The following is a 25,124-nucleotide window of genomic DNA, read 5'->3' as shown; positions in this document are numbered from 1 at the left end:
ATTGGCACAAATAGAATAAATTCGTATTTTAAACATAAGGAACACTCCATATGTCTGAAGTCAATAAAATTGACGTAGACGCGCTAGAAACCCAAGAATGGTTACAGGCGCTTGAGTCGGTCGTAAAAGAAGAAGGCGTAGAGCGCGCTCAGTTCTTGTTAGAGCAAGTATTAGAGCAAGCGCGTCTTGATGGCGTAGATATGCCAACAGGCACTACGACTAACTATGTCAACACTATCCCAGCAGATCAAGAGCCTGCGTATCCAGGGGATGTGAACCTTGAGCGTCGTATTCGCTCTATCATCCGTTGGAATGCGATTATGATCGTACTTCGTGCGTCGAAGAAAGATCTTGAGCTGGGCGGGCATATGGCCTCTTACCAGTCGTCAGCTGCATTCTATGAAATGTGTTTCAACCACTTCTTCCGTGCACCAAACGAGAAGGACGGTGGTGATTTAGTATATTACCAAGGCCACATTTCTCCGGGTATTTATGCTCGTGCATTTGTTGAAGGCCGCCTAAGCGCTGAGCAGCTAGACAACTTCCGCCAGGAAGTCGACGGTAACGGTATTTCTTCATACCCACACCCTAAATTAATGCCTGAATTCTGGCAGTTCCCAACGGTTTCTATGGGTCTAGGCCCAATCGCGTCTATCTATCAAGCGCGCTTCCTTAAATACCTAGATGGCCGTGGTCTAAAAGACACCTCTGAGCAACGCGTTTATGCCTTCCTTGGTGATGGTGAAATGGACGAGCCAGAATCACGTGGTGCAATTTCATTCGCTGCCCGTGAAAAGCTAGACAACCTATGTTATCTAATCAACTGTAACCTACAGCGTCTTGACGGCCCAGTAATGGGTAACGGTAAGATCATTCAGGAGCTAGAGGGCCTATTTAAAGGTGCTGGCTGGAACGTGATCAAAGTGGTTTGGGGTTCTGGTTGGGACAAGCTACTGGCTAAGGATACCACAGGTAAATTACTACAACTGATGAACGAAACAGTTGATGGCGATTACCAAACCTACAAATCAAAAGATGGTGCGTTCGTACGCGAGCACTTCTTTGGTCGTTACCCAGAAACCGCAGCATTGGTTGCTGATATGACTGACGAAGAAATCTTCGCGTTGAAGCGCGGTGGTCATGAGCCATCTAAGCTATTCGCGGCGTTTAAAGCAGCACAAGAAACCAAAGGTCGTCCAACAGTTATCTTAGCTAAAACCGTAAAAGGTTACGGCATGGGTGCTGCGGCCGAAGGTAAGAACATTGCTCACCAAGTTAAGAAAATGGACATGACGCACGTAGCGCATCTACGTTCACGTCTAGGCCTAGATGACTTAGTGTCTGACGAGCAATTACAAGACCTACCATACTTAACGCTGGAAGAGGGCTCAAAAGAGCACGAGTATTTACATGCTCGCCGTAACGCGCTGCACGGTTACACACCTAAGCGTCTGCCTAACTTCACAGAAGCATTAACGCTACCTGAGCTAGATGCGTTTAAACCACTACTTGAAGAGCAAAAACGTGATATTTCAACAACGATGGCTTACGTTCGTGCACTAAATATCTTGTTGAAAGATAAGAGTATTGGTAAAAATATCGTACCTATTATTGCTGACGAAGCACGTACTTTTGGTATGGAAGGTTTATTCCGTCAAATCGGTATTTACAACCCACATGGCCAAAACTACAAGCCTGAAGACCGCGATATTGTTTCTTACTACAAAGAAGCAACCTCTGGTCAGGTACTACAAGAAGGTATCAATGAGCTAGGCGCGATGTCTTCATGGGTGGCTGCGGCAACTTCATACAGCACCAACGATTTACCAATGATCCCGTTCTATATCTACTACTCAATGTTTGGTTTCCAACGTGTAGGTGATATGGCGTGGATGGCGGGCGATCAACAAGCGCGCGGCTTCCTACTTGGTGCAACCGCTGGTCGTACAACGCTAAATGGTGAAGGTCTACAGCACGAAGACGGTCACTCGCACATTCAAGCAGGTACGGTGCCTAACTGTATTTCTTACGACCCAACGTTTGCATTTGAAGTAGCGGTTATTTTGCAAGATGGTATCCGTCGTATGTACGGTCCAGAACAAGAGAACGTGTTCTACTACCTAACGCTCATGAACGAAAACTACCATCAACCTGCAATGCCAGAAGGCGCTGAAGAAGGTATTCGTAAGGGTATTTACAAGCTAGAAAGCCACACTGGCGACAAAGCACAGGTTCAGTTATTGGGCTCGGGTACTATCTTGAACGAAGTACGTAAAGCGGCGCAAATTCTAAGCGACGACTACGGTATCGGTTCTGATGTATTCTCTGTAACGTCATTCAACGAGCTTGCTCGTGACGGTCAAGATGCTGAGCGCTTTAACATGCTAAATCCAGAAGCAGAGCAAAAAGTACCTTATATCACGAGTGTGTTTGGTGATGCGCCAGCAATTGCAGCTACCGATTACATGAAAAACTATGCTGATCAAGTACGTGCATTTATGCCGAGCGCATCTTACAAAGTACTTGGCACAGACGGCTACGGTCGTTCAGACAGCCGTGAAAACCTACGTCGTCACTTTGAAGTGAACGCAGGTTACGTAGTAGTTGCTGCACTTGGTGAGCTAGTTAAGCAAGGCAAGATTGAAAAATCAGCTGTGACTGACGCTATCAAGAAATTTGATATCGACACCACCAAAACTAACCCACTTTACGCATAAGAGGACGAGTAATGGCAATCGAAATTCATGTTCCAGATATTGGTGCCGATGAGGTTGAAGTAACCGAGATCCTAGTAAGCGTAGGTGACACGGTTGCAGAAGAGCAATCGCTTATCACGGTTGAAGGCGACAAAGCATCAATGGAAGTACCTGCCTCTGTGGCAGGTACGGTGAAAGAAATCAAAATAGCCGAAGGCGATAAAGTATCGACTGGCTCTTTGATTATGGTTTTTGAAGCCGCAGGTGAAGAAGCACCGGCAGAGCAACCAGCAGAAGAAGCTAAGCCAGAAGCAAACGCTTCAGGTCAGACAGAAGTGAAAGAAGTTCACGTACCAGATATTGGTGGCGATGAAGTTGAAGTCACAGAAATCTTAGTGGCAGCTGGTGATGTTGTTGAAGAAGAGCAATCGCTTATCACGGTTGAAGGCGACAAGGCTTCAATGGAAGTACCTGCACCATTTGCTGGTACTATCAAAGAGGTGAAAATCAACGCGGGTGACAAAGTGTCAACGGGTTCATTGATCTTCACTTTTGAAGTTGCAGGTAGCGGTGATGCGCCAGCAGCCTCTGAAGCGCAAGCACCAGCACAGGAACAAGCGCCAGCAGCATCAGCTGAAAAAGAAGTACACGTACCAGATATCGGTGGTGACGAAGTTGAAGTCACTGAGATCATGGTTGCTGTAGGCGATAGCGTTGAAGAAGAGCAATCGCTTATCACGGTTGAAGGCGACAAAGCCTCAATGGAAGTGCCAGCACCGTTCGCAGGTACGATTAAAGCCATCAAAGTTAATGCTGGCGATAAAGTATCAACGGGTTCTTTAATCTTCGTATTCGAAGTGAAAGGCGCGGCACCTGCACCTCAGGCAGCAGCTAAAGCTGAAGAAAAGCCAGCGCAATCAGCGGCTCCAGCGGCGAAATCTGAAGCACCAAAAGCTTCTGCACAAAAAGATGATTTTGTGGCCAATGATCAATATGCCCACGCATCACCAGTAGTACGTCGTTTAGCACGTGAATTTGGGGTTAACCTAGCTCGCGTTAAAGGTACAGGTCGTAAGAACCGAGTACTAAAAGAAGACGTACAAAACTACGTGAAAGAGCTGGTTAAGCAAGTTGAGTCTGGTCAAGTCGCAAAAGGTGGCAACACTGGCGGCGGTGAACTTGGTCTTATTCCTTGGCCAAAAGTTGACTTCAGCAAGTTTGGTGAAGTTGAAGAGAAGAAGCTTTCTCGTATCAACAAGCTATCAGGTGCAAACCTTCACCGTAACTGGGTACAAATCCCACATGTTACACAGTTTGACGAAGCCGATATCACTGAGCTTGAAGCGTTCCGTAAAGAACAGAACGTACTTGCAGAGAAGAAGAAAATGGGTGTGAAGATCACGCCATTAGTATTCGTGATGAAAGCCGCTGCAAAAGCACTAGAAGACTTCCCAACGTTTAACTCTTCACTATCTGAAGATGGTGAGAGCTTAATTCTGAAGAAGTATGTTCATATCGGTATCGCAGTTGATACACCAAATGGTCTTGTAGTTCCTGTTGTTCGCGACGTGAATAAAAAAGGCATCATTGAGTTATCACGCGAATTGATGGAAATCTCTAAGAAAGCACGTGATGGTAAGCTGACATCTTCTGACATGCAGGGTGGCTGTTTCACTATCTCAAGCCTTGGCGGGATCGGCGGTACGGCGTTTACGCCAATCGTTAATGCTCCTGAAGTGGCGATTCTTGGTGTGTCTAAGTCAGACTTCAAACCAAAATGGAATGGTAAAGAGTTTGAGCCGCGCCTAATGGTGCCGCTAAGCTGTTCATACGACCATCGTGTCATTGACGGCGCACTAGCAGCTCGCTTTACTGTGACTCTTGCAAACTACCTAAGCGATATTCGCCAGTTAGTAATGTAAGAATAGAAACCGCATCACTTAGGTGATGCGGTTTTCTTGTATTTTATTGTTCCGCTTGATATTTAGGCGGGACAATAGGGAGTGTGAATGATACACTTTCGAGCAATAATAACTCTCTCTGCCCTGTGCCCCGAATCGGGTGTTTGGCAGGCACTTTGGGTCGGCTACTCTTAACGAGTAAACCCGTTCAAATAACAGTTAAGGTAATAACATGAGCAACGAAATCAAAACTCAAGTTGTTGTACTAGGCGGTGGTCCTGGTGGTTACTCTGCGGCATTCCGTGCAGCAGACTTAGGTTTAGACGTTACACTAATCGAATCTCGTGACACGCTAGGTGGTGTGTGCTTGAACGTTGGTTGTATCCCTTCAAAAGCCCTTCTTCACGTTGCAAAGGTAATTGACGATGCAGCTGAAATGGCTTCTCACGGTGTTTCTTTCGGTGCTCCACAAATCGACCTAGACAAAATCCGTTCATGGAAAGAGTCTGTAATTGGTCAACTAACTGGCGGTCTTAGCGGTATGGCTAAGATGCGTAAAGTTACTGTCGTTAACGGCTACGGTAAGTTCACAGGTTCTAACACCATTGCGGTTGAAGGTGCTGACGGCGCGAAAACAGTAACTTTCGATAATGCAATCATTGCAGCAGGTTCTCAGCCTGTAAGCCTACCTTTTATCCCTGAAGATGAGCGTATCATTGATTCTACTGGTGCACTTGAGCTTAAAGACGTACCTGAAAAGCTACTTGTACTAGGTGGTGGTATCATTGGTCTTGAGATGGGTACTGTTTACCGTGCATTAGGTTCAGCGATTGACGTAGTTGAGTTTGCTGATCAACTAGTACCTGCGGCTGACAAAGACGTTATCAAGATTTACCAAAAGTACGTTAAAGACAAGTTTAACGTGATGCTTTCTACTAAGGTTGTTGCTGTTGAAGCGAAAGAAGACGGTATCTATGTATCTTTCGAAGGCAAGCAAGCGCCAGAAGGCCAAGTTCGTTATGACAAAGTACTAGTTGCTGTTGGTCGTACACCGAATGGTAAGCTAATCGACGCAGACAAAGCGGGCGTAAATGTTGATGAGCGTGGCTTCATCAACACTGACAAGCAAATGAAAACCAACGTTGATCACATCTTCGCTATCGGTGACATCGTAGGCCAGCCTATGCTTGCGCACAAAGCGGTTCATGAAGGTCACGTTGCTGCTGAAGTTATCTCTGGTAAGAAGCACTACTTCGATCCTAAGTGTATTCCTTCAATTGCATACACAGATCCAGAAATCGCTTGGGTTGGTGTGACAGAGAAAGAAGCAAAAGAGCAAGGTCTAAGCATTGAAACTGCGGTATTCCCGTGGGCGGCTTCTGGTCGTGCGATTGCTTCTGCACGTACTGAAGGTTCAACTAAGCTTATCTTTGATAAAGAGTCAGGCCGTGTGATCGGTGGTGCTATGGTTGGTATCAATGCTGGTGAAATGCTTGGTGAAATTGGCCTAGCAGTAGAGATGGGTGCTGATGGTGAAGACCTAGCGCTTACTATCCACGCTCACCCAACGCTAAACGAGTCAATCGGTCTAGCTGCTGAAATATTTGAAGGTTCAATTACTGACCTACCAAACAAAAAAGCCGTGAAGAAAAAGTAAGTTTTCTGAGCTTTTAAAAAAACCCAGCCTTGCGCTGGGTTTTTTGTTTTTGGTGCGCTGGGTTTTAACTCGCGCCTTATAACCTTGGCAGCGCAGCTTCTAAGCAGTATGCTTAGATAAGGGGCAAAGGGGTTGAGTTATACATGGAACAAATTGAGATATTTGAGATCCCAAGTCCGTGTAAGGGGATCTGTCAGGTAAATAATCGCGGTTATTGTGTCGGGTGTTATCGTAGTCGAGAAGAGCGCTTTGCATGGAATTCATTAAATAATGAGCAAAAGCGTAAGGTGATTGCATTATGTCAGCAGCGCTATAAACGATACCTACAACGTAAAGCGAAAGCGGGGCAGGTAGACGAGCAAGGAGGAGAAAACTTTAAATTTGATATTTAGCCTTGAGCATATCTATCACACCTTTTTGCTCAAACTCTGAGAGCTTTTTTTTGATAAGAGGTAGTAATGTGGCATGCCTTTTATGCACAAAATGAAAACTTTCAACTACTTCTAAGTCCTTTATTTGCAAGTTGTCTTCATTAATATTTCGCAGGTGAGGTTTTAAATGAAAGTCGAGGAGCAAAGCGCCTTCGACTTGTCTCTGCATGACTAAATTAAGCTGAGCAACCACGCTTTTTACATTGATGATATACGCATCAGCGCCATGCTTGTTCAAGTAGGTGCTGGCAACGGGATAACCACTGCGGATAGTGAGAGATTTTAGGTTGTTTAGTGTACAATCACTGCATAGCGTGAATAACTGCAATGTAAATTGGAATAAAGGATAGTCTACGCGCCTGAGGTTTGGGTAATCATCCTCGATACTTGCCACTCGACCAAGTTGTCCATCTAAATTACCGGCATTTGCCGCTATCAGAGAGCTTTTATGATTGAACTCCTCAAGTCTCATCTCAATGCCGAGCTCTTTATAAACCAACTCCATTAACTCAATGACATATAACGCTTGTGGTGTTTGAGGCGGTTTGTTGAATCTCATTACTTTTGGTATTTCACTTGCGGTACAAGTAACGGGCAAAACGACAAGGACTAAAAACAGGAGTGTAGCTTTCAATCTGGCTCCTTTTAAATGCTACAAATGGTTACTCTGCGTTCGATTATACATACTTTATTGTATAAAGGCATACCTTGTTGGGGGAGAGAAGAAATTTTTGCTGCTGYCCCACGAAGTCATTATGATAAACTATAGTCATCCATAATCTACTTCAAATAGCACGATGAGCCATAACTTGTGTTTGTTGCCAAGGCAAGAAAAGTATCAGATCCAGCTTGAATATGAAGCGTCATTTTGGGCTTACCAAATAAAGCGTGGCAAAAAAAGTCGCGAAGCAATCTATGATGCGATTAATCAACGCCCCCTCTCTGAGCAAGACATATTAAAGCAAAAGTTTGAATACTATCTCAGTTTGATGCTTGCCTGATGTATAACATAGAGCGCTTAGCGCCTATCATGACTCCTTTGGTGAATAAGTTTTATGATGCACATGGAGCAAGAGGAAGAGCGGCAAAGCATGATCTTGTTTGGGTCGTTAAAGACACCACTGATATTATAGCTGCATGTCGATTGCAACCAGTAGCACAACACTGGTTGCTAGTAGGTGTGTATGTTAGCCAGTCGTGGCGTGGTCGGGGTATTGCAAAGGCACTTATTACTGACGCGTTGAGCCAGTTTCAGGGAGCTAATCCACATAGTCCAGTTTATACTTTCGCATATACCCATCTACGCTCCTTTTACCTCACGCTGGGGTTTTGTGATATGGCGCAACCGCTTCCCGATGAACTTGCGTCACGCTTGGCGAGTTATCTTGGACAAAATCGTCAACTCGTGGCAATGTATTACGCCTAGTTAACAACTTTGGCTTTTTATGTTTCGCCTGTGCTTTATTTTTTGTATTGTTTTGTTTTCTTCATTAGCAAATGCTGTACAAATCTCTCGATTATCGCCCGCTGAAGGGCTCTCCCAGAGTTACGTAAATACACTGTTAATTGATCAGCAGGGATATTTATGGTTGTCAACAGAGGGAGGGCTTAACCGTTATGATGGCTATCAAGTTTTAGAGGTAGAGGGGCCTGACGGGGTGCTTGATAAAGTGCAGGTTAACTATATTTATCAGGATAATTCAGGCGGGGTGTGGATCACTACTTCCATCGCGGGATTACTGCGCTATGACCCTACGACCGACCGTTACCGAAAGTACATTGAGCCTCCCTCAACGGAGGGAGAGTTTTACAACAATATGGTTGACTTAGTGCTAACCAAAGATGATCAGCATATGTGGGCGGTCAGAACAAATGAAGTAGCGACACTTGATATTCGTTCTGGTCGATTAGTGACAGAAGTTACCCTGCCATTGAATGAAGACAATGGCTTTATTAGAGCTGTTAATCAACATCAAGATATTTTATTTATTGCTACATCAGAGCGCTTGTTTGCGTATCATTTACCAACAAAAAAACTGCGTCAGCTTGAGCACATTTCGGATGTTGCACATCCTTATCAAACTAACACTAAATCGCTATTTATTCTCAATAATGACAAGCTGCTGCTTGGCGCAGTTGAGGGTATGTATGAGCTTGATATCTCGCAACTGCTGCAAGATTTTGACGCCAAGGTAACATTTAAAACGCTACTTCCTGATTTGAATATCTGGAAAATACTTCAGCACGATCAGCAAACCTTGCTGCTCGGAACAGATAAGGGACTCGTTTATTACGATATTTCGGAGGGTACGGCAGTTCGTGATAAGCGTTTATCGTCAAGTGTATTTCTTCCCTCAAATACCAGTGTGATCGACATTGCAAAAGATGACCACGGCGGGATCTGGGTTGCGACCAAAGAGGATGGTGCATTTTACTTACCGGATAGCACCTTAGCCTTTGACAATGTTAGCGATTTGACCGTAACGGGCGAAGGCTTCTCGCACAGCAATGTTTGGGCAATGCACGAAACGCGAGACTATATTTGGTTAGCCACAAATGATGGCTTAACCCGGTACGACCCAAAAACGAGAGAGACCAAACAGTTTTTTAAAGGATATATGGGTGATGATATTCTCTCTGAGTTTATTGTATGGAGGATAGCTCAATACAAAGATAAATTGTGGCTAACTACCGTAAAAGGCCTATTTGTATTCGATCCCGTTACACATAAGTTAACTAGGCCAAAAGCCAATAACGCGCAAGACCAAGAAATATTAACCGCTTTTGTCAAAGGTGGACAGCTATTAAATAATGGTAAGTTCTACTTTGTGAATAGCGATAAGGGAATGTTTGTTTATGATATAGATAGCGCAGAATTAACGCATTTAAAGCAATCTTTTGAAGGCGTTGATCCGTTTCTTGCTTATGGCTTTTATCCACCTTTACCAAACGATTTAACCAAGCCACTCTATTATAATGCGGGGGTGCTATTTCAGTATGACCCACAGCGTGAAACACTAACAGAAATATACAAAGCCCCAAAAGCAAACAAGCACCTTGCGGTGGACATCACCACATATACGATAGATAAAAATAACATCTTGTGGTTGTCTTTATCTTCGTTTGGTTTAATCGGTATGACATTAGACGGTTACGAGCCAATTTATAATATTGACTTAAAAGCACATAAAATAGATACATTGATGTACGAAATGCGCCAAGATGACGAGGGTATGATATGGATGTCTTCACACAAGGGGATTTGGCGGCTTGACCCAGATAATTTGCACCTGCAACAATTTACTACCGAAGATGGCATTCTCTCTAATGAATTTAATGGCGGTGCCTCTGTGGTGTTGCAAGATGGGAGGATTGGCTACGGCATGCTCAAGGGCTTTGTGCTTTTTGCTCCTGAGGATAACCGCCCTAAAAAACCGCTGTTGGATCATGTCAATATTACCAGTGTGGACTTAATTTCTCGGCCAAATCAAAAAGCGGGTTTGAAGCAGTTTGAGCATATAGAATTAGAACATGACGATATTGGCTTAGAGGTGTCTTTCTCAGCAATGGCATTTAGCTATCAAGATAGGATCATCTATGAATACCAGATATCGGGTGGTCAAAAAATCCTGAGCCGCAATCAAAATCGAGTTGTTTTTCCTAAATTGAATCCCGGTGAGTACGCACTAAAAGTATGGGCAAAAGACCCCCTTACTGGCGACTATACGCCTCCTGCAAAATTGACGATAAAGGTCAATTATCCTGCGTGGCGCTCACCAGTTGCGATAGCGGGTTATGTGTTTTTAACGCTGATGCTATTGTCGCTTTGGAGTTATCGAAAATATCGCGTTGAGCAGCTTATCTTAGCTGCCCACAAAGCCACACAAGATCGTGAGGCTCGGCTAAAAATGGCACTTGAAGGAAGTAACTCAGGGGTATGGGAGTGGCATGCTGGGAGCACGTTAATTTATCAACCGAGACTTATCAATGAACTAGATTATGACCTTGAAAGTGTTGGACTTGATGATTATCTGCAAAAAATACATCCCGCAGATAGGGCAATGTTCAGACTACAGTGGCTAGAGTTTGTGACCACAAATAAAGGGTTTATCGACTGCACATACCGCCTAAAAGACAGCCAAGGGCAATGGCGATGGTATAAAGACTTTGGCAAAGTGCTGGAATGGGAAGATGGTAATCCCACTCAAGTAGCTGGAACTTATACTAACTTGACGCGTGAACGTTTATTTGAGGAGCGCGCGGCACTATTTGGCGCTGCATTTGAGCAAACTCGCGATTGGGTCATGATCCTAGACAAAAATTTACGTATTCAAGTGTGCAATAGAGCGATGCAAAATGCTTTCAACTTGGAGTCAATCCCATCTTCTAGTACTGCCGTGAAACTTGGTGTATCGCGGCAAAAGCGCATAATGTATCTGCGAAAAACGATGGCTTTGGCTGTGCACCAACACATTAGCTCCGAAGAGGTTGTAACCCTACCAAATGGTGATGAACGTGATGTTTTAGTGAAAATATCTGCAGTAGCCAATAGCGAGGGGGAGTTACACAGCTATGTGGTGGTGTTAACAGATATTAGTCAACAAAAGCGCAGCGAAAAAGAACTATATCAATTAGCTAATTATGATTTACAAACTAACCTGCCCAACAAAGCGCTATTGATGGATAGAGTGCAACATGTGATTAAGCAATCTCAAGTTCACCCAACTCAACATGCTTTGCTGGTTATCAAGTTTAGCCGTTTGCAACACCTTCATGATATTTACGGTACAGATTTTGTGGCCGAATTATTACCCTTGCTGGCGAAAAAGCTACGTTGTTGTTTTCGTGAATTAGACAGCTTAGCCATTGGTCAAGACAAGTTGTTTTATGTATTGATGGAGGGATTAGATCACCCTGAACAGGTTCAGCAGTATGTGCAGTGCCTACTTCACTCTTTTGCCAACCCATTTAATGTGTCAGGTCAAAGTGTAGCAATGCAGCCTGTTATTGGAATTGCAATGTATCCTGATGATGCCTTAGATGCTTTTGCCCTGAGCCAAGCGGCAAAAGCAGCACTTGATCATGTGCTCATAAAACAAGTCTCAGCTTATCAATTCTTCCGTGAAGAAATGAACGGCAAAGTAAGGCGCTCACGGGAAGTCGAACAAGCATTGATGAACGCGCTAAAAAATAACCAGTTCAGTAATCACTACCAACCTATTGTCGATGTTCAAAGTGGCAAGTTGCTAGGTTTTGAGTCTTTGTTGCGTTGGCCTGACAATGATGAGTTTTGTGCCCAAGAATTTGCGTTAGCCGCTGAACAAACAGGTGTAGTGACAGAGCTTACATTACAGACACTATCGCGGGCGCTAATCGAGTTGAGACACTGGCAAACCATACAACCAGATGTATATGTATCTGTTAACTTATCTGCGATTAACTTTGACTATGAAGGGCTCGTTGAAGAGATAGCAAGTCTGTTGCAGCGCAGTAAAGTGGACGGGAGATATGTGACATTTGAAATTACAGAAACCGCGATGCTGAGCAACATTGAAAGTGCTGTAGAAGTTATGAAGGCGCTCAAGTCACTGGGTTGCAGCATTTATATGGATGATTTCGGCACTGGATATGCCTCATTGACTTACTTGCAGCAGTTGCCACTTGATGCAATAAAAATAGATAAGCAGTTTATTGAGCAAATTTCAGAGCAACCAGAGAGTTATTTAATTGTTCGCTCGTGTGTGAATCTAGCCCATGGGTTAGGGCTTTTGTGTGTTGCTGAAGGTGTAGAGAGCGATATTCAACTGCAAAGAATAACAGCAGAGCATGTTGATCACTATCAGGGGTATCGATATAGTCCCGCGGTAGCTGGCGAGCAAGTGGCTGAGATGCTAAAAATGCAGCAGCGGCTATAGCCGCTTGCCGCAATGACGACAATACATGTGATGCACACGTTGGCTTGCCATTAGTTTAATAGCTTGGTTGGCTTCTAGCTGGCTCAGCCCTAATTCAAGTCTTAACGCTTCTAGGTGTTCTTTTTCATTCTTATCAACCTCACCATCCACTAAAGCATGTAGCACAGCCTCATGAAAGGCATCTCTGCGCTTTCGCATCTGATCTGCAAAGCTTGATGCCAACAAGCCTGTGGGGATCGCCACCATTCCCATACTGAGTAAGGTGATCACACCACCAAAAAATTGTCCTAATGGGGTTATAGGGACAACATCACCATAACCTACAGTGGTGAGTGTCGCCATAGCCCACCACATTGACTTGGGAATTGAGCCAAACTTATCCGGCTGGACATCATGCTCAATTAAATAAATACCGCAAGAAGCCATAATGAGCACAACACTCATAATAAAAAATGCTGCTAACAAAGAGCTAGACTCTTCTTTAAATGCTGCGAGTAATAGTTGCATTGCTCTTGAGTAACGCGTGAGTTTAAAAATTCGCAATAAGCGGATCACCCTTAAAAAACGCAAATCAAAGGCAATAAATGCCATTAAAATAGTGGGTAATATTGCGATTAGATCGATCACCGCAAGAGGTGATACTAAGTACTTAAGGCGCTTTTTCCAGTTTGGTAAATCAAGGTGGCGATAGTCGAGTTTATCTACACAGCACCATAGCCTGAGCAGATATTCCACTGCGAATATGGCAACGCTGACAAGCTCAAGGGTGAGAAAGTAATAATGATATGCCTTCGCTAAGTCTCGCTCAGATTCAAGTACAATCGCGACAACATTCGTAAGAATGAGAGTAATAAGAAATATATCAACCGCGCGACCAACTTTGCGATATTTACCTGTTGCTTCTAAAACCGCAGCGGTTTTTTCTCTGATGTGAAGTTGCATCAAAATGCTAGCTCTCCAAACCCTATTTGATACCAATTTGACTTAATACTTGTTCAATTTGAAGGAGTAAATCTGACGCTAACAGCGTTAAAAATTTCTCATTTAGAACAACTAAATAGCAAAATTTTTGCCTTGCCTACACGGATGTAGGTACCTTGGCGATAGCAGGACGCGGTAGCGGAGTTATCGACAAGATTTTCTCGCCTCAAAATAGACCACTTAATTAAGTAAATTGGTATGATTAAAAATGTAAGACCATCTGGATGGTGCCTTCTTCGAAATCTCGCGAAACCGTAAATCCAAGTTTTTTAGCAAGGCCTATCATGCCACTATTTTCCGGTAAAGTGATCCCTTCAATACTCTCAACGCCTTGTTTTCGGCAGTGTGTGATAGCCGCTTCCATGAGAATTCTGCCAAGTCCCAACCCCTGACAATCAGAACGCACGACCACGGCAAACTCTGCAACTAAATTATCAGGATCCATCAAGACTCTAGACACCCCTAGTGTTTGGTAGCTAGATTTATTCGGTATAGTGACAATAAAGGCCATCTCACGGTCATAATCGATTTGTGTCATTTTTGCCAGCTGATCATGGTTAAACTGCGGTAATTCACCGAAGAAACGCCGATATCTATCCTCTTTAGTCAAAGATTGATCGAACTCTTGGTGAGCTCGCTCGTCTTCAGGACGAATAGGGCGTAGTGTTGCAGGGCGGCCATCTTTTAAGGTGACGGTGCTGACCAACTCCTTAGGATATGGGCGTATTGCAAGGCGCTTACGTCCTGCAACTGGCTGATAACGTTTCAAGGAGATAGTGGCGTCTAATACCTGAAACTGTCCCGAGCAGGCTAGTATGGGATTGAGCTCCATATCTTTAATATCGGGCTGATCAACCACCATTTGCGACACTCTAGTGAGTAAGGCACACAGGCGATATTTGTCTACCTTTTCAGGTAAAGCGCGCTCCTTTATGACGCCTTTATCGTGAGCTGCGGCAATAAGGTATTTGGCAAGGTTCATATTCAAAGGCGGTAAAGCTACTGCTGCTTGTGAAAAGTTTAAGCCGGTACCAGCTTCGCCTAATAAGATCACTGGACCAACACCAGGCTCGGTCTTAACCGCAATTCTTAATTCTTGCCCACCAGCACGTTTTGCCATTCTTTGTAATGAAAAGCCCTCAATTTCGGCATCGGGTGCAGCTTCACGGATCCGCAGCAGCATGGCAAATGCAGTTTGTTCAACTTCTTCAGCATCATTGAGGTTAAGTACTACGCCTCCGACTTCAGATTTAGAGGGAATATCATGACTAATGAGTTTAAGCGCAACTGGAAATCCAAGTCTCTGAGCTTGTTCTTTTGCTTCCGAGGGGGTTAAGGCAACTCTTGTTTCGATACACTCTACATCGTAATTGGCAAGTATTTGGGATGCCTGATGTGTTGCAAGTTTAGCGGCACCTGCATGTAAAAACTCATTGATCAGCGTTTTACTCTGTTTATGCTGAAGGTGAGTCTCATCACTGTAAGATTCTGGTGTTTGGGTGAGGTGCTTTTGGTTACGACGATAGCTAACTAAGTGCATAAATGCACCGACAGCTCCCTCCGGCGTGCGATACGTTGGGATTTTGGCATTAGCGCAGACAAGCCTTGCCGCGTAAGCGGCTTCCTCTCCCATAAAGTTTGTCATTACATAAGGGCGTGCCATTTTTGGAATTTTAGCCAAGGTTTCGGCAATAATTTCGGCATAGGCCGTACTTGGAGCTAAGGCTGAAGGAGTATGAATGATCAGTAAATTTTTAACTTCATCTGCCTTGAGCAAAATCTCTAGCGCCTGTTGGTAGCGCTTTGGTGAGGAATCGCCAAAAATATCGATGGGGTTGCAAGCATGATCGGTCTGTGGGATCAGGGCGCTAAGTGCTTGCTTAGTCTGCTCACTGAGCACGGCTAATTTGCCGGAGTTTTGCAGCAGCGTATCCACTGCCATAATGCCAGGGCCACCGCCATTGGTTAATATAGTTAGCTGTTCTACTTGCAGCAATTTGGGGTGCAGGGCAAGGGTTTGAGTGGCAGCAAATAGCTCTCTCAGATCATTTACCCTCAGCATACCTGCGCGCTGAAACATAGCATCATACACAGCATCATCTGAGGTATTTCCTCCGGTATGATTGAGAGCGGCAATAGCACCAGCTTTGGTTTTTCCCGTTTTTATAGCAATCACAGGTTTACTAAAGGCCGCCGCTCTTGCTGCGGAGATAAACCGTCTAACATCATCGATATTATCAATATAAAGTAATATGGCCTGTGTCTTCGGATCGCGACCTAAAAAATCAAGCAACTCATCAAAGTCAATATCAAGACAATCCCCGACAGAAACAAAATAGGAAAAACCAATTTTTTTATGCTGTGCCCAATCTAAAATAGTGGAACAGACAGCCGCAGATTGTGAAATAAAGGCGAGCTTTCCAGGTGCTGCTACAGTATGAGAAAAGCTGGCATTAATTCCCAAATGAGGAATTAATAATCCAAGGCAGTTTGGACCAAGTAATGTTACTTTTGCTTCTTTGGCTGCTTCTTTTAGCTGTTGTTTATGCTGATTATCAAGACCTGCGGCAATAATAACAGCATGTTGACAGCCTATTTCTCCCAGTTCGGTGATTATTTTAATCAGCGTTTGTTTGTTGGTGGCTATGACTGCGAGGTCGGGGACTTTCGGAAGCTGTTTGATGGTTTCATAAGCCAGTACACCATGCACCGCCGCGTGTTTTGGGCTAACAGGCATAATTGGCCCTTTAAATCCGCCTTGAAGCAAGTTGCGCATCACGATAAAGCCAGCGCGATCAGGGTGGTTAGAGGCCCCAATTACGGCAATTGATTTTGGGTTAAAAAATTGGCTAATGCGTTTTACGCTCATATTGATTCCTAATTCAGCCTCGGCTCATATCTATCACTCTACCATTTTGCTGGCAGTTTTCGAGCGCTACAGTGGTAGACTTTGATCTACCCCCGTTATAATACCAATTAGACTTAATACTCGCTCAATTTGAAGGAGCCACTCTGACGCTGACTAGGTCAGGTTTTTTCACCTTAAGATAGCGCACTTAATTAAGCAAATAGGTTTAAGAGTTTGAAAGTCACAACGAAGGCATAACCCCGAGGATAGAAAGATGTCGACTATGAGTAAATATTTAGCCCCAGCCGCGCTATTATCACTGGCAGTGGTGATAAGTAGTTGGTTGATAAAAGACACCATTATTGCAGTAAAAGGCATGGAGCGAACCGTTAGTGTGAAGGGCTTATCTGAACAAGAAGTCAAAGCAGATACGGTAATTTGGCCGGTGTTTTATCGTGATGCCGATAACGACCTTGAAACGCTTGTTGAGCGCACCGAAAAGAAAAATGCAGCCATTCGGGCATTTCTAACCTTGCAGGGGTTTGATGCGTCCGAGCTATCGGTGTCGGCACCTTCTATCACAGACAAATATGCTCAAGAGTATGGCCAAAATAATCAAGGGTTTCGTTATGTAGCAAAGGCTGGAGTCACGGTATATTCTAATAATCCTGATAAAGTCTCCCAAGCATTGGGTCAGCTGAATGAACTGGCAAAACAAGGTATTGCTATCACTAAAGATGACTATCAAAATCGAGTAGAGTATTTGTTTACTGGTCTTAATGATATTAAGCCTGAAATGGTGCAAGAAGCGACGCAAAAAGCGCGAGAAGTTGCCGTAAAATTTGCTAAAGATTCTGACTCTGTGCTTGGCAAAATAAAATCGGCAAGGCAAGGGCAGTTTAGTATTCGTGACCGAGACAGTAACACACCGCAAATTAAAATCGTGCGCGTGGTAACGAGTGTGGAATATTACTTATCGGATTAAAATGCGTTTATTACGCGGCTAAGCGAGCAAAAATGACAAATTCGTCAAACAAGCAAAGCTCCTTCTATCAAAGGGGTTTTGCTTGTTTATTTCTTGCCAATTAATAACTCGTTTTCGATTGGTATAAACTCATTGGCAGCACGGATCAAAGAAGCAGCGGTAAGTTGCGGCACGCCGTAAACTTCAACTCGAGTATGGTATTTCTCTCTAAGTTTACTGGCGAGTAAATCAAAGTCACCATCACCAGTAACTAGAATTATCACATCGGACTTTGCTGCGCACTCCATCGCATCTATTGTAATGCCAACGTCCCAATCACACTTCGCTGATCCATCGGCACGTTGAATATAAGGCTTTAATTTCACCTCAAAGCCTATTGCTCGTAAGATATTCTGGAACTGTCTTTGTTTATCATCACCTCGTTCGCTGGAATAGGCAATGGCTTGATATACCTCGCGATTAGCCGTTGATTTGCGCCAAAACGCATTATAGTCAAAGCCCGTTTGGTAGGCYTGCTTGGTGGTGTAATAAACATTTTGAGCATCGACTAAAATGGTGACTTTTTCCATAACGGACTCTTAGCAATAGGTTTGCTTTATGATAGCAAGATTAGCGCTTGTTTAGCCATTTAGTCATCGCGGCATCATAGGCTTTTTTAATGGTTCCGCCATCGCAAGGGCGGGGCGCAGTACGCCAGTTCTTATCTAACCCCTCCGGTGTCGGAATACTCGGATCAGGCCTAACCTCAGCATAACACAGGCCATTTTCACGGTAGACGGTGTATTGAGGCGTAGACTCGAGTTGTTCTCTTTGCATGCTCGCAGCGGTAGTTTGATGCGTTTTAGGCACGGTGATCCGCTGCGGCTTTGCTTGATTTGGGCTAAGAACACTATCACTGGCCGAGCGCTCTAAAAGTTGCTGGCGAAATTGCAAGATTGCTTTTCGATGATCTAGCTTTTTAGGTTGTGTGGTGACGGCCGTTTTGACCACGTGCTTGGTTGTATTTTCAACCGCTGGCTTTGTTGGTTCTACTTGTGTCGCTATTGGTACTTCGACTATATTGTCCTGCTGTGTCGGTTTTAACTCTTTTACTGGCTTATCTTCAGTGATCGCCGGGGTCTTAACAGGCTCCGACTTAGGCTTAGTAGGCTCAATAACCAAATAGGTTTTCATTGCTTTAATTGGCAACGGCTTTGAGCGGACGTAGGTACTTTGCTGCAGGTACCACCCGAGCAGTAGATGCAGCAAAATAGAGCCGATGATGGTGAAACTAATCAGGTTGTTTTGGAGCAGCCGCATTATTCTTATTAAATCCTTGAGTCGTGCGGGGTTAGAGTTTAATAAAGGCTTAATTGTTCCCTCAATAGGCAAATTAATCTGTGACTAATTGTGCGGAAATATGTTTTAGCAAGGTGAGTTCACGTAAAACGGACATCCCTTTGTTATTCGCATCATTGAGTTTTGCTTCGTTATGCGCGATGGCTTGGTTTATATTGATCCACACCGGTTTCATACCATTGGCGTGTTCATAATCCTCCATGGTAGGGGTATCAAATTCGCCACAAATCTCACAAACATAGCAATAAGAGATTATATGTATATTGTCATGATCGGGTTTATACCAAGGGCGGTACTCTTCATAGCGGCCAAACGGCGTCACCCCTGTGATGGATACTGCACCTGTTTCTTCTTTTAGCTCGCGCTCCAATGCTGCTTCTAAGCTTTCACCCTCGTCGACGCCACCACCTGGTAGGGTGTAATCGTCATAACGCTTGGTGTAAAGCAGTAAAATATCACTACCCCTAAGGACGATAGCGCGAGCGGTTTTTCTGGTAAAACAAGTGCCCGGAAGTGGAATGGCTGGAGTAGTATTAAGGTTCTGCATGGGGTTTAACTTCAATCTAGATAATTAAGGATAGTGTGATAAGGCGATACGCTAAGCCTCAGCGTATCGCGATTGGATGGTCTAAAATGGTGCTGGATACGCTTTGAATACAGTATCAATCTCTGCTAAGGCTTCTGCACACAAGGGAGTTTCAAACGCGTGAATATTTTCTTTAAGTTGTGCCATGGTCGTAGCGCCAATTATGGTTGAAGTCACGCCATCGACTTGGTTGCACCATGCCAGTGCCAGCTGAGCCGAGGTCATATTGAATTCGTTGGCAATGTCTACATATTTAGCAACGGCTTCTTGAGCTAATTGCGTGTCTCTGAATAAGCCCTGTCGTTGTACCAAAGTCCAGCGGCTGCCTTCGGGTCTTGCGCCGCCTAAATACTTACCACTTAGCATTCCGCTGGCAAGCGGTGACCAAGGTAAATAGGCAATATCTTCGTTCACACAGCTCTCAATGAGGTATGGCCAATCCTTTGCGTGTAACAAGCTAAATTCATTTTGAATAGAGACAGGCTTTGGCAAATTGTGTTGTTTGGCCAAGTTAAGATAGGTGTGAATTCCCCATGGCGTATCATCTGAAAGACCCCAATGGTTAATTTTTCCGGCTTGAATACATGTTGCTAGCCCCTCTAAAATATCTAACATCCCATCACGTTCTTCATCACTGTTAAGAGCTGTGAGTGGCAACATACCAGGCCATTGCTTACCAAAGTGCGGGGAGGTGCGATTTGGCCAGTGTAACTGATACAGGTCTATGTAGTCGGTATTTAGGCGCGCTAAAGAATCGTCTACGGCTTGGATCACGGCCTTACCTGTAATGGCATTACCTTCACGGATCCAAGGTAAGCCAGCACCTGCAATTTTTGTTGCAACAACGAGCTTCTCGCGCTTTTCTTGATGGCGTTTTAGCCAGTTACCTATGATAGCCTCGGTTTTACCATAGGTATCTGGTGAAGGGGGAACTGCATACATTTCAGCGGTATCAATGAAGTTAATACCACGGCTTAGTGCATAATTGATCTGCTCGTCGGCATCATGCTGGTTGTTTTGTACGCCCCAAGTCATGCTTCCAAGACAAATGCGTGAAACTTCAAGTGGGCTACTACCAAGTCGTGAGTACTTCATGCAGGCTCCTGATTAATTACTGAATGATTATATAGCCAAAGTAACGGATCTAGTGCTTTGAACTGTATTGATATTGTTAGCATTATCTCTGTTTTGCAGTGCAACTTGCAACAGACATCCACACAAGTATAGTCCAGATCATTGTGACCTATGTTCAAGATTGCAACAGTTGCAAAATTAGCACATAATAAACACTGTTTATTTAGACAGTGTTTTGGCGTGCGTAAATTTATTCATATTGATATGGACGCGTTCTACGCCTCGGTAGAAATGCGTGATAATCCAGAGCTTGCAAAAGTACCTATGGCTATCGGTGGACGAAGTCATCGTGGGGTGCTATCGACGGCAAACTATATTGCCCGGCAATATGGAGTGCGCTCTGCTATGTCGAATTATCAAGCGAAAAAACTCTGCCCGCAGCTAGTCATAGTCCCTGGAAGAATGGACGTATACAAAGCAATTTCACAGCAAATTCGAGCTATCTTTTCTCGCTATACGCAGCTTATTGAGCCATTGTCTTTGGATGAAGCTTATCTTGATGTGACGGACTGCGAGCTATGTTGTGGTAGTGCGACCCTTATTGCTGAACAAATTCGAGCAGACATAGTCAAAGAAACTGGTTTAACCGCTTCTGCTGGGATAGCACCGATTAAGTTTTTGGCTAAAATTGCCAGCGATGAAAACAAACCCAATGGTCAGTGTGTTATTCCCCCTCACCAAGTGAGCACTTTTATTGATGCGTTACCGCTTAAAAAGATCCCAGGTGTAGGCAAAGTGACGCAACAGAAGCTTCTTGCGATGGGGCTTGAATATGGTAGTGATGTTAAAGCGCTATCTGAAGCGCAATTACGCCAGTCCTTTGGTAAGTTTGGTACTGTGTTGTGGCGACGCTGCCAAGGTATAGATGAGCGCCGGGTTGAGACTGACCGAGTGCGCAAGTCTGTGGGGGTTGAGACTACTTTTGCAGAAGATACGCTCGACCTAGTTACGCTCAAGCAGGTCATCACAGAAAAGCTCTTGCCAGAGCTTACACGCCGAGCACAGCCTTATCTAACGCGTGGATTTAACAAGCTTGGTGTGAAAGTGAAATTTTACGATTTCACCCAAACTACAAAAGAGTGCCAATATCAACATATTGATCTGGCCATTTTTGAAGAGCTGCTGGTGGAAGCCATGTCACGGCAAAAATTTAAACCAGTTCGTCTGATAGGGTTGCATATTGGTTTAAATGAAAAACCGGGTGATCAAGCACAGCTTGGGCTTTTTGATGGTTAGACTAAAAGATAACTGCAAATAATTTATTTTATGCTAGCTTCGAAGTTGTCGTGGAACAAACTAATCACGCAATGTGCGTGTAATTAAAACAACAACAAGAGGTAAGCATTATGCAATCCATAATGATCGTACTTTTCGGCATTATAGGGATGTTATTTGGATGGTTTGTCTATTCCAAATTTATTGCTGAAAAAATCTTTAAAATGGATGACAACTTTGTCACGCCAGCTCATGAATTGGAAGATGGTGTTGACTATGTACCGACGAATAAAGTGGTACTATGGGGGCATCACTTTACTTCAGTCGCAGGTGCGGCACCAATTGTTGGTCCTGCTATTGCTGTTTATTGGGGCTGGGTGCCAGCGGTGCTTTGGGTTGTATTTGGCACTATATTTTTTGCTGGTGTCCATGATATGGGCGCGCTATGGGCAAGTGCTCGCCATAAAGGTAAATCGATGGGGGCGCTGTCAGAAAGCGTCATCGGTAAGCGTACTCGTTCATTGTTTATGATTGTGGTCTTCCTTGTACTGCTCATGGTTAATGCAGTATTCGGCGTGGTGATTGCAAACTCTTTTGTGGGTAATCCTAATGCGGTATTCCCAGCTTGGTCGGCTATTGTTGTAGCGCTTATCATCGGTCAATTGCTAAAACGAAAAGTGCCGCTAGTACCGCTGTGTATTATCGGGGTTATTGTGCTCTACGCGACCATTTATATGGGGAGCAGCATGCCTATCACCTTACCAACCGAAATGTTTGGCCTCGGTGATAAAGCAAACTGGATCATCATTTTATTTATGTATGCAGCGGTGGCATCATTACTACCTGTGTGGATGTTATTACAGCCACGTGATTTTATTAATGGTATGCAGTTGCTGGTTGGCTTGGTTTTATTATACGGAGCAGTGTTTGTGGTGATGCCAGATATTACTGCACCGGCATTTAATACCCATACGGTCGAAAATACCCCTAGCATTATCCCGCTCCTATTCGTAACGATTGCCTGTGGTGCGGTATCTGGCTTCCACGGAATTGTCTCCTCAGGAACGAGTTCTAAACAACTAGACAAAGAAAAAGATGGCCGTTTTGTAGGTTACTTAGGAGCAGTTGGTGAAGGCTCATTAGCACTGATCACTTTGGTCGCCGTGAGTGGTGTGATGCTCGCAGTATCGCCAGAAGAGTGGCACGAAATTTATAGTCACCTTGGTGCCGGTAGCGTATCAGCCTTCATTAATGGTGGCTCAAACCTTATCAGTACGGGTTGGGGGTTACCAGTTGAAATCGCATCGACGCTACTTGCGGTTATGGTTGTTCTTTTTGCAGGCACGACGATGGACTCTGGCGTTAGGCTACAGCGCTATATTATCCAAGAGTGGGGCGAGATCTATAACATCAAGTTCTTGAACAACAGTATTGTCGCAACTTTATTTGCTGTAGGGTGTTGCTTGTTACTTGCCTTTGGCGCTGGTGGTGCATCGGGTAGTGGTGGTATGGTGATTTGGCCGCTGTTTGGTTCGACTAACCAAATCTTGGCAAGCTTAACTCTGCTGGTTATCTCAGTGTACCTTATCAAATTAGGGCGTCCCGCCAAGTACACTTTAATCCCAATGGTGTTCGTACTGGTAATGGCGTTCTTTGCTGGTGTGATCAAGCTAGGGGAATACTATCAAAAAGGCAACTGGCTGTTGGTTGTGCTTGATGTTATCGTGCTGGTGGTCAGTATTTTGGTGATGTTAGAAGCTTGGTCGGTGATAAGCAAAACCAAAGCAAAACCAGATGAAGCCCGTGATATATCGTAGTTCCCTTGGAACTTATTCATAAATCACCTATAGTCGGCCCTAATTCTAATATAGAAAAGGGCCGTTTTTATGTCTTTTCCAATTGCATTACCTTGCAACACCTTATTTGAAAGCGATGCTGATGCTATCGTTGTTGTTACTCATGATATCCAAAATCTCGGCAGTGCACAGCTCGACGAAGTTGCAGCGCCATTTTTAGCCGTTGATGCACGTATTGCTCAAAAGGCAAGCTTACTTGTTTCAGATAAAGTTCCGGGCAACCGTTTAGTGATTGCACCTACTGGGCCACTTGATAGAGATTATGATGATGTGCGCCGTTTCTTTGAGGCAGCAAAAGCCGGCATTTTAGAAGCAAAAGCAGCAGGTGCTGTAAAGCCTGTGCTTGCTGTTGTTAATGTGCCTGCCGATGCTCGTTACGAAAATGCTCGTGCTGTAAGCTTTTTAGGTGCATGCCAAGGCCTATGGCAGCCACTAGAGGCACGTGAGTACCGTGGTGAAGCGATTGAACCAATCGAGGCTATTTATGTTTTTGAAGCATCAGCACAAAGCTGCGATCAACTGAGCGCAATCGCGGCTGGCCAATATGCTGCGCGTGATCTGTGTGGTACCGAGCCTGAGCGCATGGCACCGCCACGTTTTGCTGACTACTGTGTTGAGCTGTTCCAAGGTTCTGCGGTAAGCATTGAGGTTATCGCTGACCGTAAAATTATGGATGAGCAGTATCCTCTACTCAGTACTGTGGCGCGTGCGTCTTACGCCGTTGAACGCCATCACCCTCGTGTTGTAAAAATGGCATACGAGCCTGAAGGTGATGTTGAGCGTACTCTTATTTTTGTTGGTAAAGGTCTTGTTTACGATACCGGTGGTGCCGACCTTAAAGTAGGTGGCTTCATGGCGGGCATGAGCCGAGATAAAGGTGGTGCGGCGTCAGTGGTTGGTTTTATGGAAGCAGTTGCTAAGTATCAGCCAAAAGGCGTTAAGGTTATTGCTTACCTTGCCGTGGTTCGTAACTCGATTGGTTCTGACTGTTTCGTACCAGATGAAATCATTGAGAGCAGGGAAGGGGTTCGCGTTCGTATTGGTAATACCGATGCGGAAGGACGCTTGGCAATGGGCGACTTGCTCAGCGAGGCAAAAGATTTAGCTCTGGGTGAGAAAAACCCTGAGATCTTTACGGTTGCAACACTAACAGGTCACGCAGCACGCGCAATGGGCCCTTACAGTGCTTACGTTGAGAATGGTCCTGCACGAGCAGCGCAAGTATCTCGCAAGATTGCAGATATGGGTGACCTGTGGGCTGATTGCGCAGAAGTGTCCCGCAGCCGACGCGAAGATTATGATTTTGTCCAACCACGCACCCTGGCAGACGATGTACTATCGAGCAACAACGCACCATCGGCCGTGACAGCTCGAGGTCACCAATTCCCAATGGCATTTTTGGCAATTGTTGGTGGTTTAGACAAGCATGGCTGTAACGCCGAGTTGCCAATTCCGTATGTACATATGGATATTGCAGGTAGTGGTGTTGAAGGCGGTGACTGGCAGCATGGCAAACCAACCGCTGCAACCGTTGCAAGTTTGTTTGCAAGATATTGCATGTAATGACAATGAAATAAATTG

General features: G+C 44.5%; 18 protein-coding genes. 11 read left to right on the top strand and 7 right to left on the bottom strand.

All coding sequences use genetic code 11. The features are described 5' to 3' along the window. Positions 1 to 50: 50 nt before the first annotated feature. The 4 genes from aceE (at position 51) to EAG18_RS00580 (ending at position 6,646) form a co-directional block, all read left to right on the top strand. Positions 51 to 2,717, top strand: a complete 2,667-nt coding sequence (gene aceE / locus EAG18_RS00595) for a pyruvate dehydrogenase (acetyl-transferring), homodimeric type (RefSeq protein ID WP_125250479.1) — start codon at positions 51 to 53, stop codon at positions 2,715 to 2,717. Positions 2,718 to 2,728: 11 nt separating this feature from the next. Then, positions 2,729 to 4,618, top strand: a complete 1,890-nt coding sequence (gene aceF / locus EAG18_RS00590) for a pyruvate dehydrogenase complex dihydrolipoyllysine-residue acetyltransferase (RefSeq protein ID WP_125250478.1) — start codon at positions 2,729 to 2,731, stop codon at positions 4,616 to 4,618. A 211-nt stretch (positions 4,619 to 4,829) separates the two neighbouring features. Then, a complete protein-coding gene (gene lpdA / locus EAG18_RS00585; RefSeq protein WP_125250477.1) occupies positions 4,830 to 6,254 on the top strand; it encodes a dihydrolipoyl dehydrogenase in 1,425 nt (474 codons plus the stop codon). 143 nt (positions 6,255 to 6,397) lie between these two features. Then, positions 6,398 to 6,646 (top strand): DUF1289 domain-containing protein, encoded by a 249-nt coding sequence (locus EAG18_RS00580; protein WP_125250476.1) that lies wholly within the window; start codon positions 6,398 to 6,400, stop codon positions 6,644 to 6,646. Here EAG18_RS00580 and EAG18_RS00575 read toward each other — a convergent pair. Next, a complete protein-coding gene (locus EAG18_RS00575; RefSeq protein WP_275557200.1) occupies positions 6,630 to 7,319 on the bottom strand; it encodes a transporter substrate-binding domain-containing protein in 690 nt (229 codons plus the stop codon). The genes EAG18_RS00580 and EAG18_RS00575 overlap by 17 nt on opposite strands. 163 nt (positions 7,320 to 7,482) lie before the next feature. Here EAG18_RS00575 and EAG18_RS00570 point away from each other — a divergent pair, with 163 nt between their 5' ends. From EAG18_RS00570 to EAG18_RS00560, 3 genes are read left to right on the top strand one after another with little or no spacing between them, the layout of a single operon-like run. Further along, a complete protein-coding gene (locus EAG18_RS00570; protein ID WP_125250475.1) occupies positions 7,483 to 7,686 on the top strand; it encodes a DUF3283 family protein in 204 nt (67 codons plus the stop codon). Continuing rightward, positions 7,686 to 8,111: a GNAT family N-acetyltransferase gene (locus EAG18_RS00565; protein ID WP_125250474.1), complete on the top strand. Its 426-nt coding sequence runs from the start codon at positions 7,686 to 7,688 to the stop codon at positions 8,109 to 8,111. The genes EAG18_RS00570 and EAG18_RS00565 overlap by 1 nt, the downstream gene beginning before the upstream one ends. Positions 8,112 to 8,163: 52 nt before the next feature. After that, a complete protein-coding gene (locus EAG18_RS00560) occupies positions 8,164 to 12,600 on the top strand; it encodes an EAL domain-containing protein (protein WP_275557199.1) in 4,437 nt (1,478 codons plus the stop codon). Here EAG18_RS00560 and EAG18_RS00555 read toward each other — a convergent pair. Both EAG18_RS00555 and EAG18_RS00550 read right to left on the bottom strand, forming a co-directional pair. After that, the gene (locus tag EAG18_RS00555; protein ID WP_125250472.1) at positions 12,595 to 13,542 is read right to left on the bottom strand and encodes an ion transporter; all 948 of its coding nucleotides are present in this window, start codon (positions 13,540 to 13,542) and stop codon (positions 12,595 to 12,597) included. The genes EAG18_RS00560 and EAG18_RS00555 overlap by 6 nt on opposite strands. Positions 13,543 to 13,783: 241 nt before the next feature. Further along, positions 13,784 to 16,450: a bifunctional acetate--CoA ligase family protein/GNAT family N-acetyltransferase gene (locus EAG18_RS00550; RefSeq protein ID WP_125250471.1), complete on the bottom strand. Its 2,667-nt coding sequence runs from the start codon at positions 16,448 to 16,450 to the stop codon at positions 13,784 to 13,786. A 253-nt stretch (positions 16,451 to 16,703) separates the two neighbouring features. Between EAG18_RS00550 and EAG18_RS00545 the strand changes: the two genes are divergently transcribed. Continuing rightward, positions 16,704 to 17,414, top strand: coding sequence for an SIMPL domain-containing protein (locus EAG18_RS00545; protein WP_125250470.1), 711 nt, complete (start codon positions 16,704 to 16,706; stop codon positions 17,412 to 17,414). Positions 17,415 to 17,500: 86 nt separating this feature from the next. On the opposite strand, the gene EAG18_RS00540 is transcribed toward EAG18_RS00545, so the two are convergent. The 4 genes from EAG18_RS00540 to EAG18_RS00525 form a co-directional block, all read right to left on the bottom strand. Next, positions 17,501 to 17,983: an NYN domain-containing protein gene (locus tag EAG18_RS00540; RefSeq protein ID WP_125250469.1), complete on the bottom strand. Its 483-nt coding sequence runs from the start codon at positions 17,981 to 17,983 to the stop codon at positions 17,501 to 17,503. Between the two features lie 40 nt (positions 17,984 to 18,023). After that, positions 18,024 to 18,713: a hypothetical protein gene (locus tag EAG18_RS00535; protein WP_125250468.1), complete on the bottom strand. Its 690-nt coding sequence runs from the start codon at positions 18,711 to 18,713 to the stop codon at positions 18,024 to 18,026. 73 nt (positions 18,714 to 18,786) lie between these two features. Beyond that, the gene (locus tag EAG18_RS00530) at positions 18,787 to 19,299 is read right to left on the bottom strand and encodes an NUDIX domain-containing protein (RefSeq protein ID WP_125250467.1); all 513 of its coding nucleotides are present in this window, start codon (positions 19,297 to 19,299) and stop codon (positions 18,787 to 18,789) included. 81 nt (positions 19,300 to 19,380) lie between these two features. Next, positions 19,381 to 20,433 carry an aldo/keto reductase gene (locus tag EAG18_RS00525; RefSeq protein WP_125250466.1) on the bottom strand — a complete coding sequence of 351 codons (1,053 nt, stop codon included), beginning with the start codon at positions 20,431 to 20,433 and terminating at the stop codon, positions 19,381 to 19,383. A gap of 150 nt (positions 20,434 to 20,583) precedes the next feature. Between EAG18_RS00525 and dinB the strand changes: the two genes are divergently transcribed. From dinB to EAG18_RS00510, 3 genes are all read left to right on the top strand, one after another. After that, entirely contained in the window at positions 20,584 to 21,708 is a 1,125-nt protein-coding gene (dinB, locus tag EAG18_RS00520; protein ID WP_125250465.1) for a DNA polymerase IV, read from the top strand. Positions 21,709 to 21,818: 110 nt separating this feature from the next. Then, on the top strand, positions 21,819 to 23,504 hold the full coding sequence (locus EAG18_RS00515; protein ID WP_125250464.1) for a carbon starvation protein A: 1,686 nt from the start codon (positions 21,819 to 21,821) through the stop codon (positions 23,502 to 23,504). A gap of 69 nt (positions 23,505 to 23,573) precedes the next feature. Then, entirely contained in the window at positions 23,574 to 25,106 is a 1,533-nt protein-coding gene (locus EAG18_RS00510) for a leucyl aminopeptidase family protein (RefSeq protein ID WP_125250463.1), read from the top strand. Positions 25,107 to 25,124: the final 18 nt, after the last annotated feature.

This window comes from Pseudoalteromonas sp. J010 (assembly GCF_003934235.1).
Taxonomy (GTDB): Bacteria; Pseudomonadota; Gammaproteobacteria; order Enterobacterales; family Alteromonadaceae; genus Pseudoalteromonas; species Pseudoalteromonas peptidolytica.
This window is presented reverse-complemented; position numbering and strand designations above follow the sequence as displayed.

What these genes read in the sequence shown, in the direction of transcription:
- aceE (WP_125250479.1), top strand. Translation starts at nt 51, where the DNA reads ATGTCTGAAGTCAATAAAATTGACGTAGACGCGCTAGAAACCCAAGAA.
- aceF (WP_125250478.1), top strand. Translation starts at nt 2,729, where the DNA reads ATGGCAATCGAAATTCATGTTCCAGATATTGGTGCCGATGAGGTTGAA.
- lpdA (WP_125250477.1), top strand. Translation starts at nt 4,830, where the DNA reads ATGAGCAACGAAATCAAAACTCAAGTTGTTGTACTAGGCGGTGGTCCT.
- EAG18_RS00580 (WP_125250476.1), top strand. Translation starts at nt 6,398, where the DNA reads ATGGAACAAATTGAGATATTTGAGATCCCAAGTCCGTGTAAGGGGATC.
- EAG18_RS00570 (WP_125250475.1), top strand. Translation starts at nt 7,483, where the DNA reads ATGAGCCATAACTTGTGTTTGTTGCCAAGGCAAGAAAAGTATCAGATC.
- EAG18_RS00565 (WP_125250474.1), top strand. Translation starts at nt 7,686, where the DNA reads ATGTATAACATAGAGCGCTTAGCGCCTATCATGACTCCTTTGGTGAAT.
- EAG18_RS00555 (WP_125250472.1), bottom strand. Translation starts at nt 13,542, where the DNA reads ATGCAACTTCACATCAGAGAAAAAACCGCTGCGGTTTTAGAAGCAACA.
- EAG18_RS00550 (WP_125250471.1), bottom strand. Translation starts at nt 16,450, where the DNA reads ATGAGCGTAAAACGCATTAGCCAATTTTTTAACCCAAAATCAATTGCC.
- EAG18_RS00545 (WP_125250470.1), top strand. Translation starts at nt 16,704, where the DNA reads ATGTCGACTATGAGTAAATATTTAGCCCCAGCCGCGCTATTATCACTG.
- EAG18_RS00535 (WP_125250468.1), bottom strand. Translation starts at nt 18,713, where the DNA reads ATGCGGCTGCTCCAAAACAACCTGATTAGTTTCACCATCATCGGCTCT.
- EAG18_RS00530 (WP_125250467.1), bottom strand. Translation starts at nt 19,299, where the DNA reads ATGCAGAACCTTAATACTACTCCAGCCATTCCACTTCCGGGCACTTGT.
- EAG18_RS00525 (WP_125250466.1), bottom strand. Translation starts at nt 20,433, where the DNA reads ATGAAGTACTCACGACTTGGTAGTAGCCCACTTGAAGTTTCACGCATT.
- dinB (WP_125250465.1), top strand. Translation starts at nt 20,584, where the DNA reads ATGTTCAAGATTGCAACAGTTGCAAAATTAGCACATAATAAACACTGT.
- EAG18_RS00515 (WP_125250464.1), top strand. Translation starts at nt 21,819, where the DNA reads ATGCAATCCATAATGATCGTACTTTTCGGCATTATAGGGATGTTATTT.
- EAG18_RS00510 (WP_125250463.1), top strand. Translation starts at nt 23,574, where the DNA reads ATGTCTTTTCCAATTGCATTACCTTGCAACACCTTATTTGAAAGCGAT.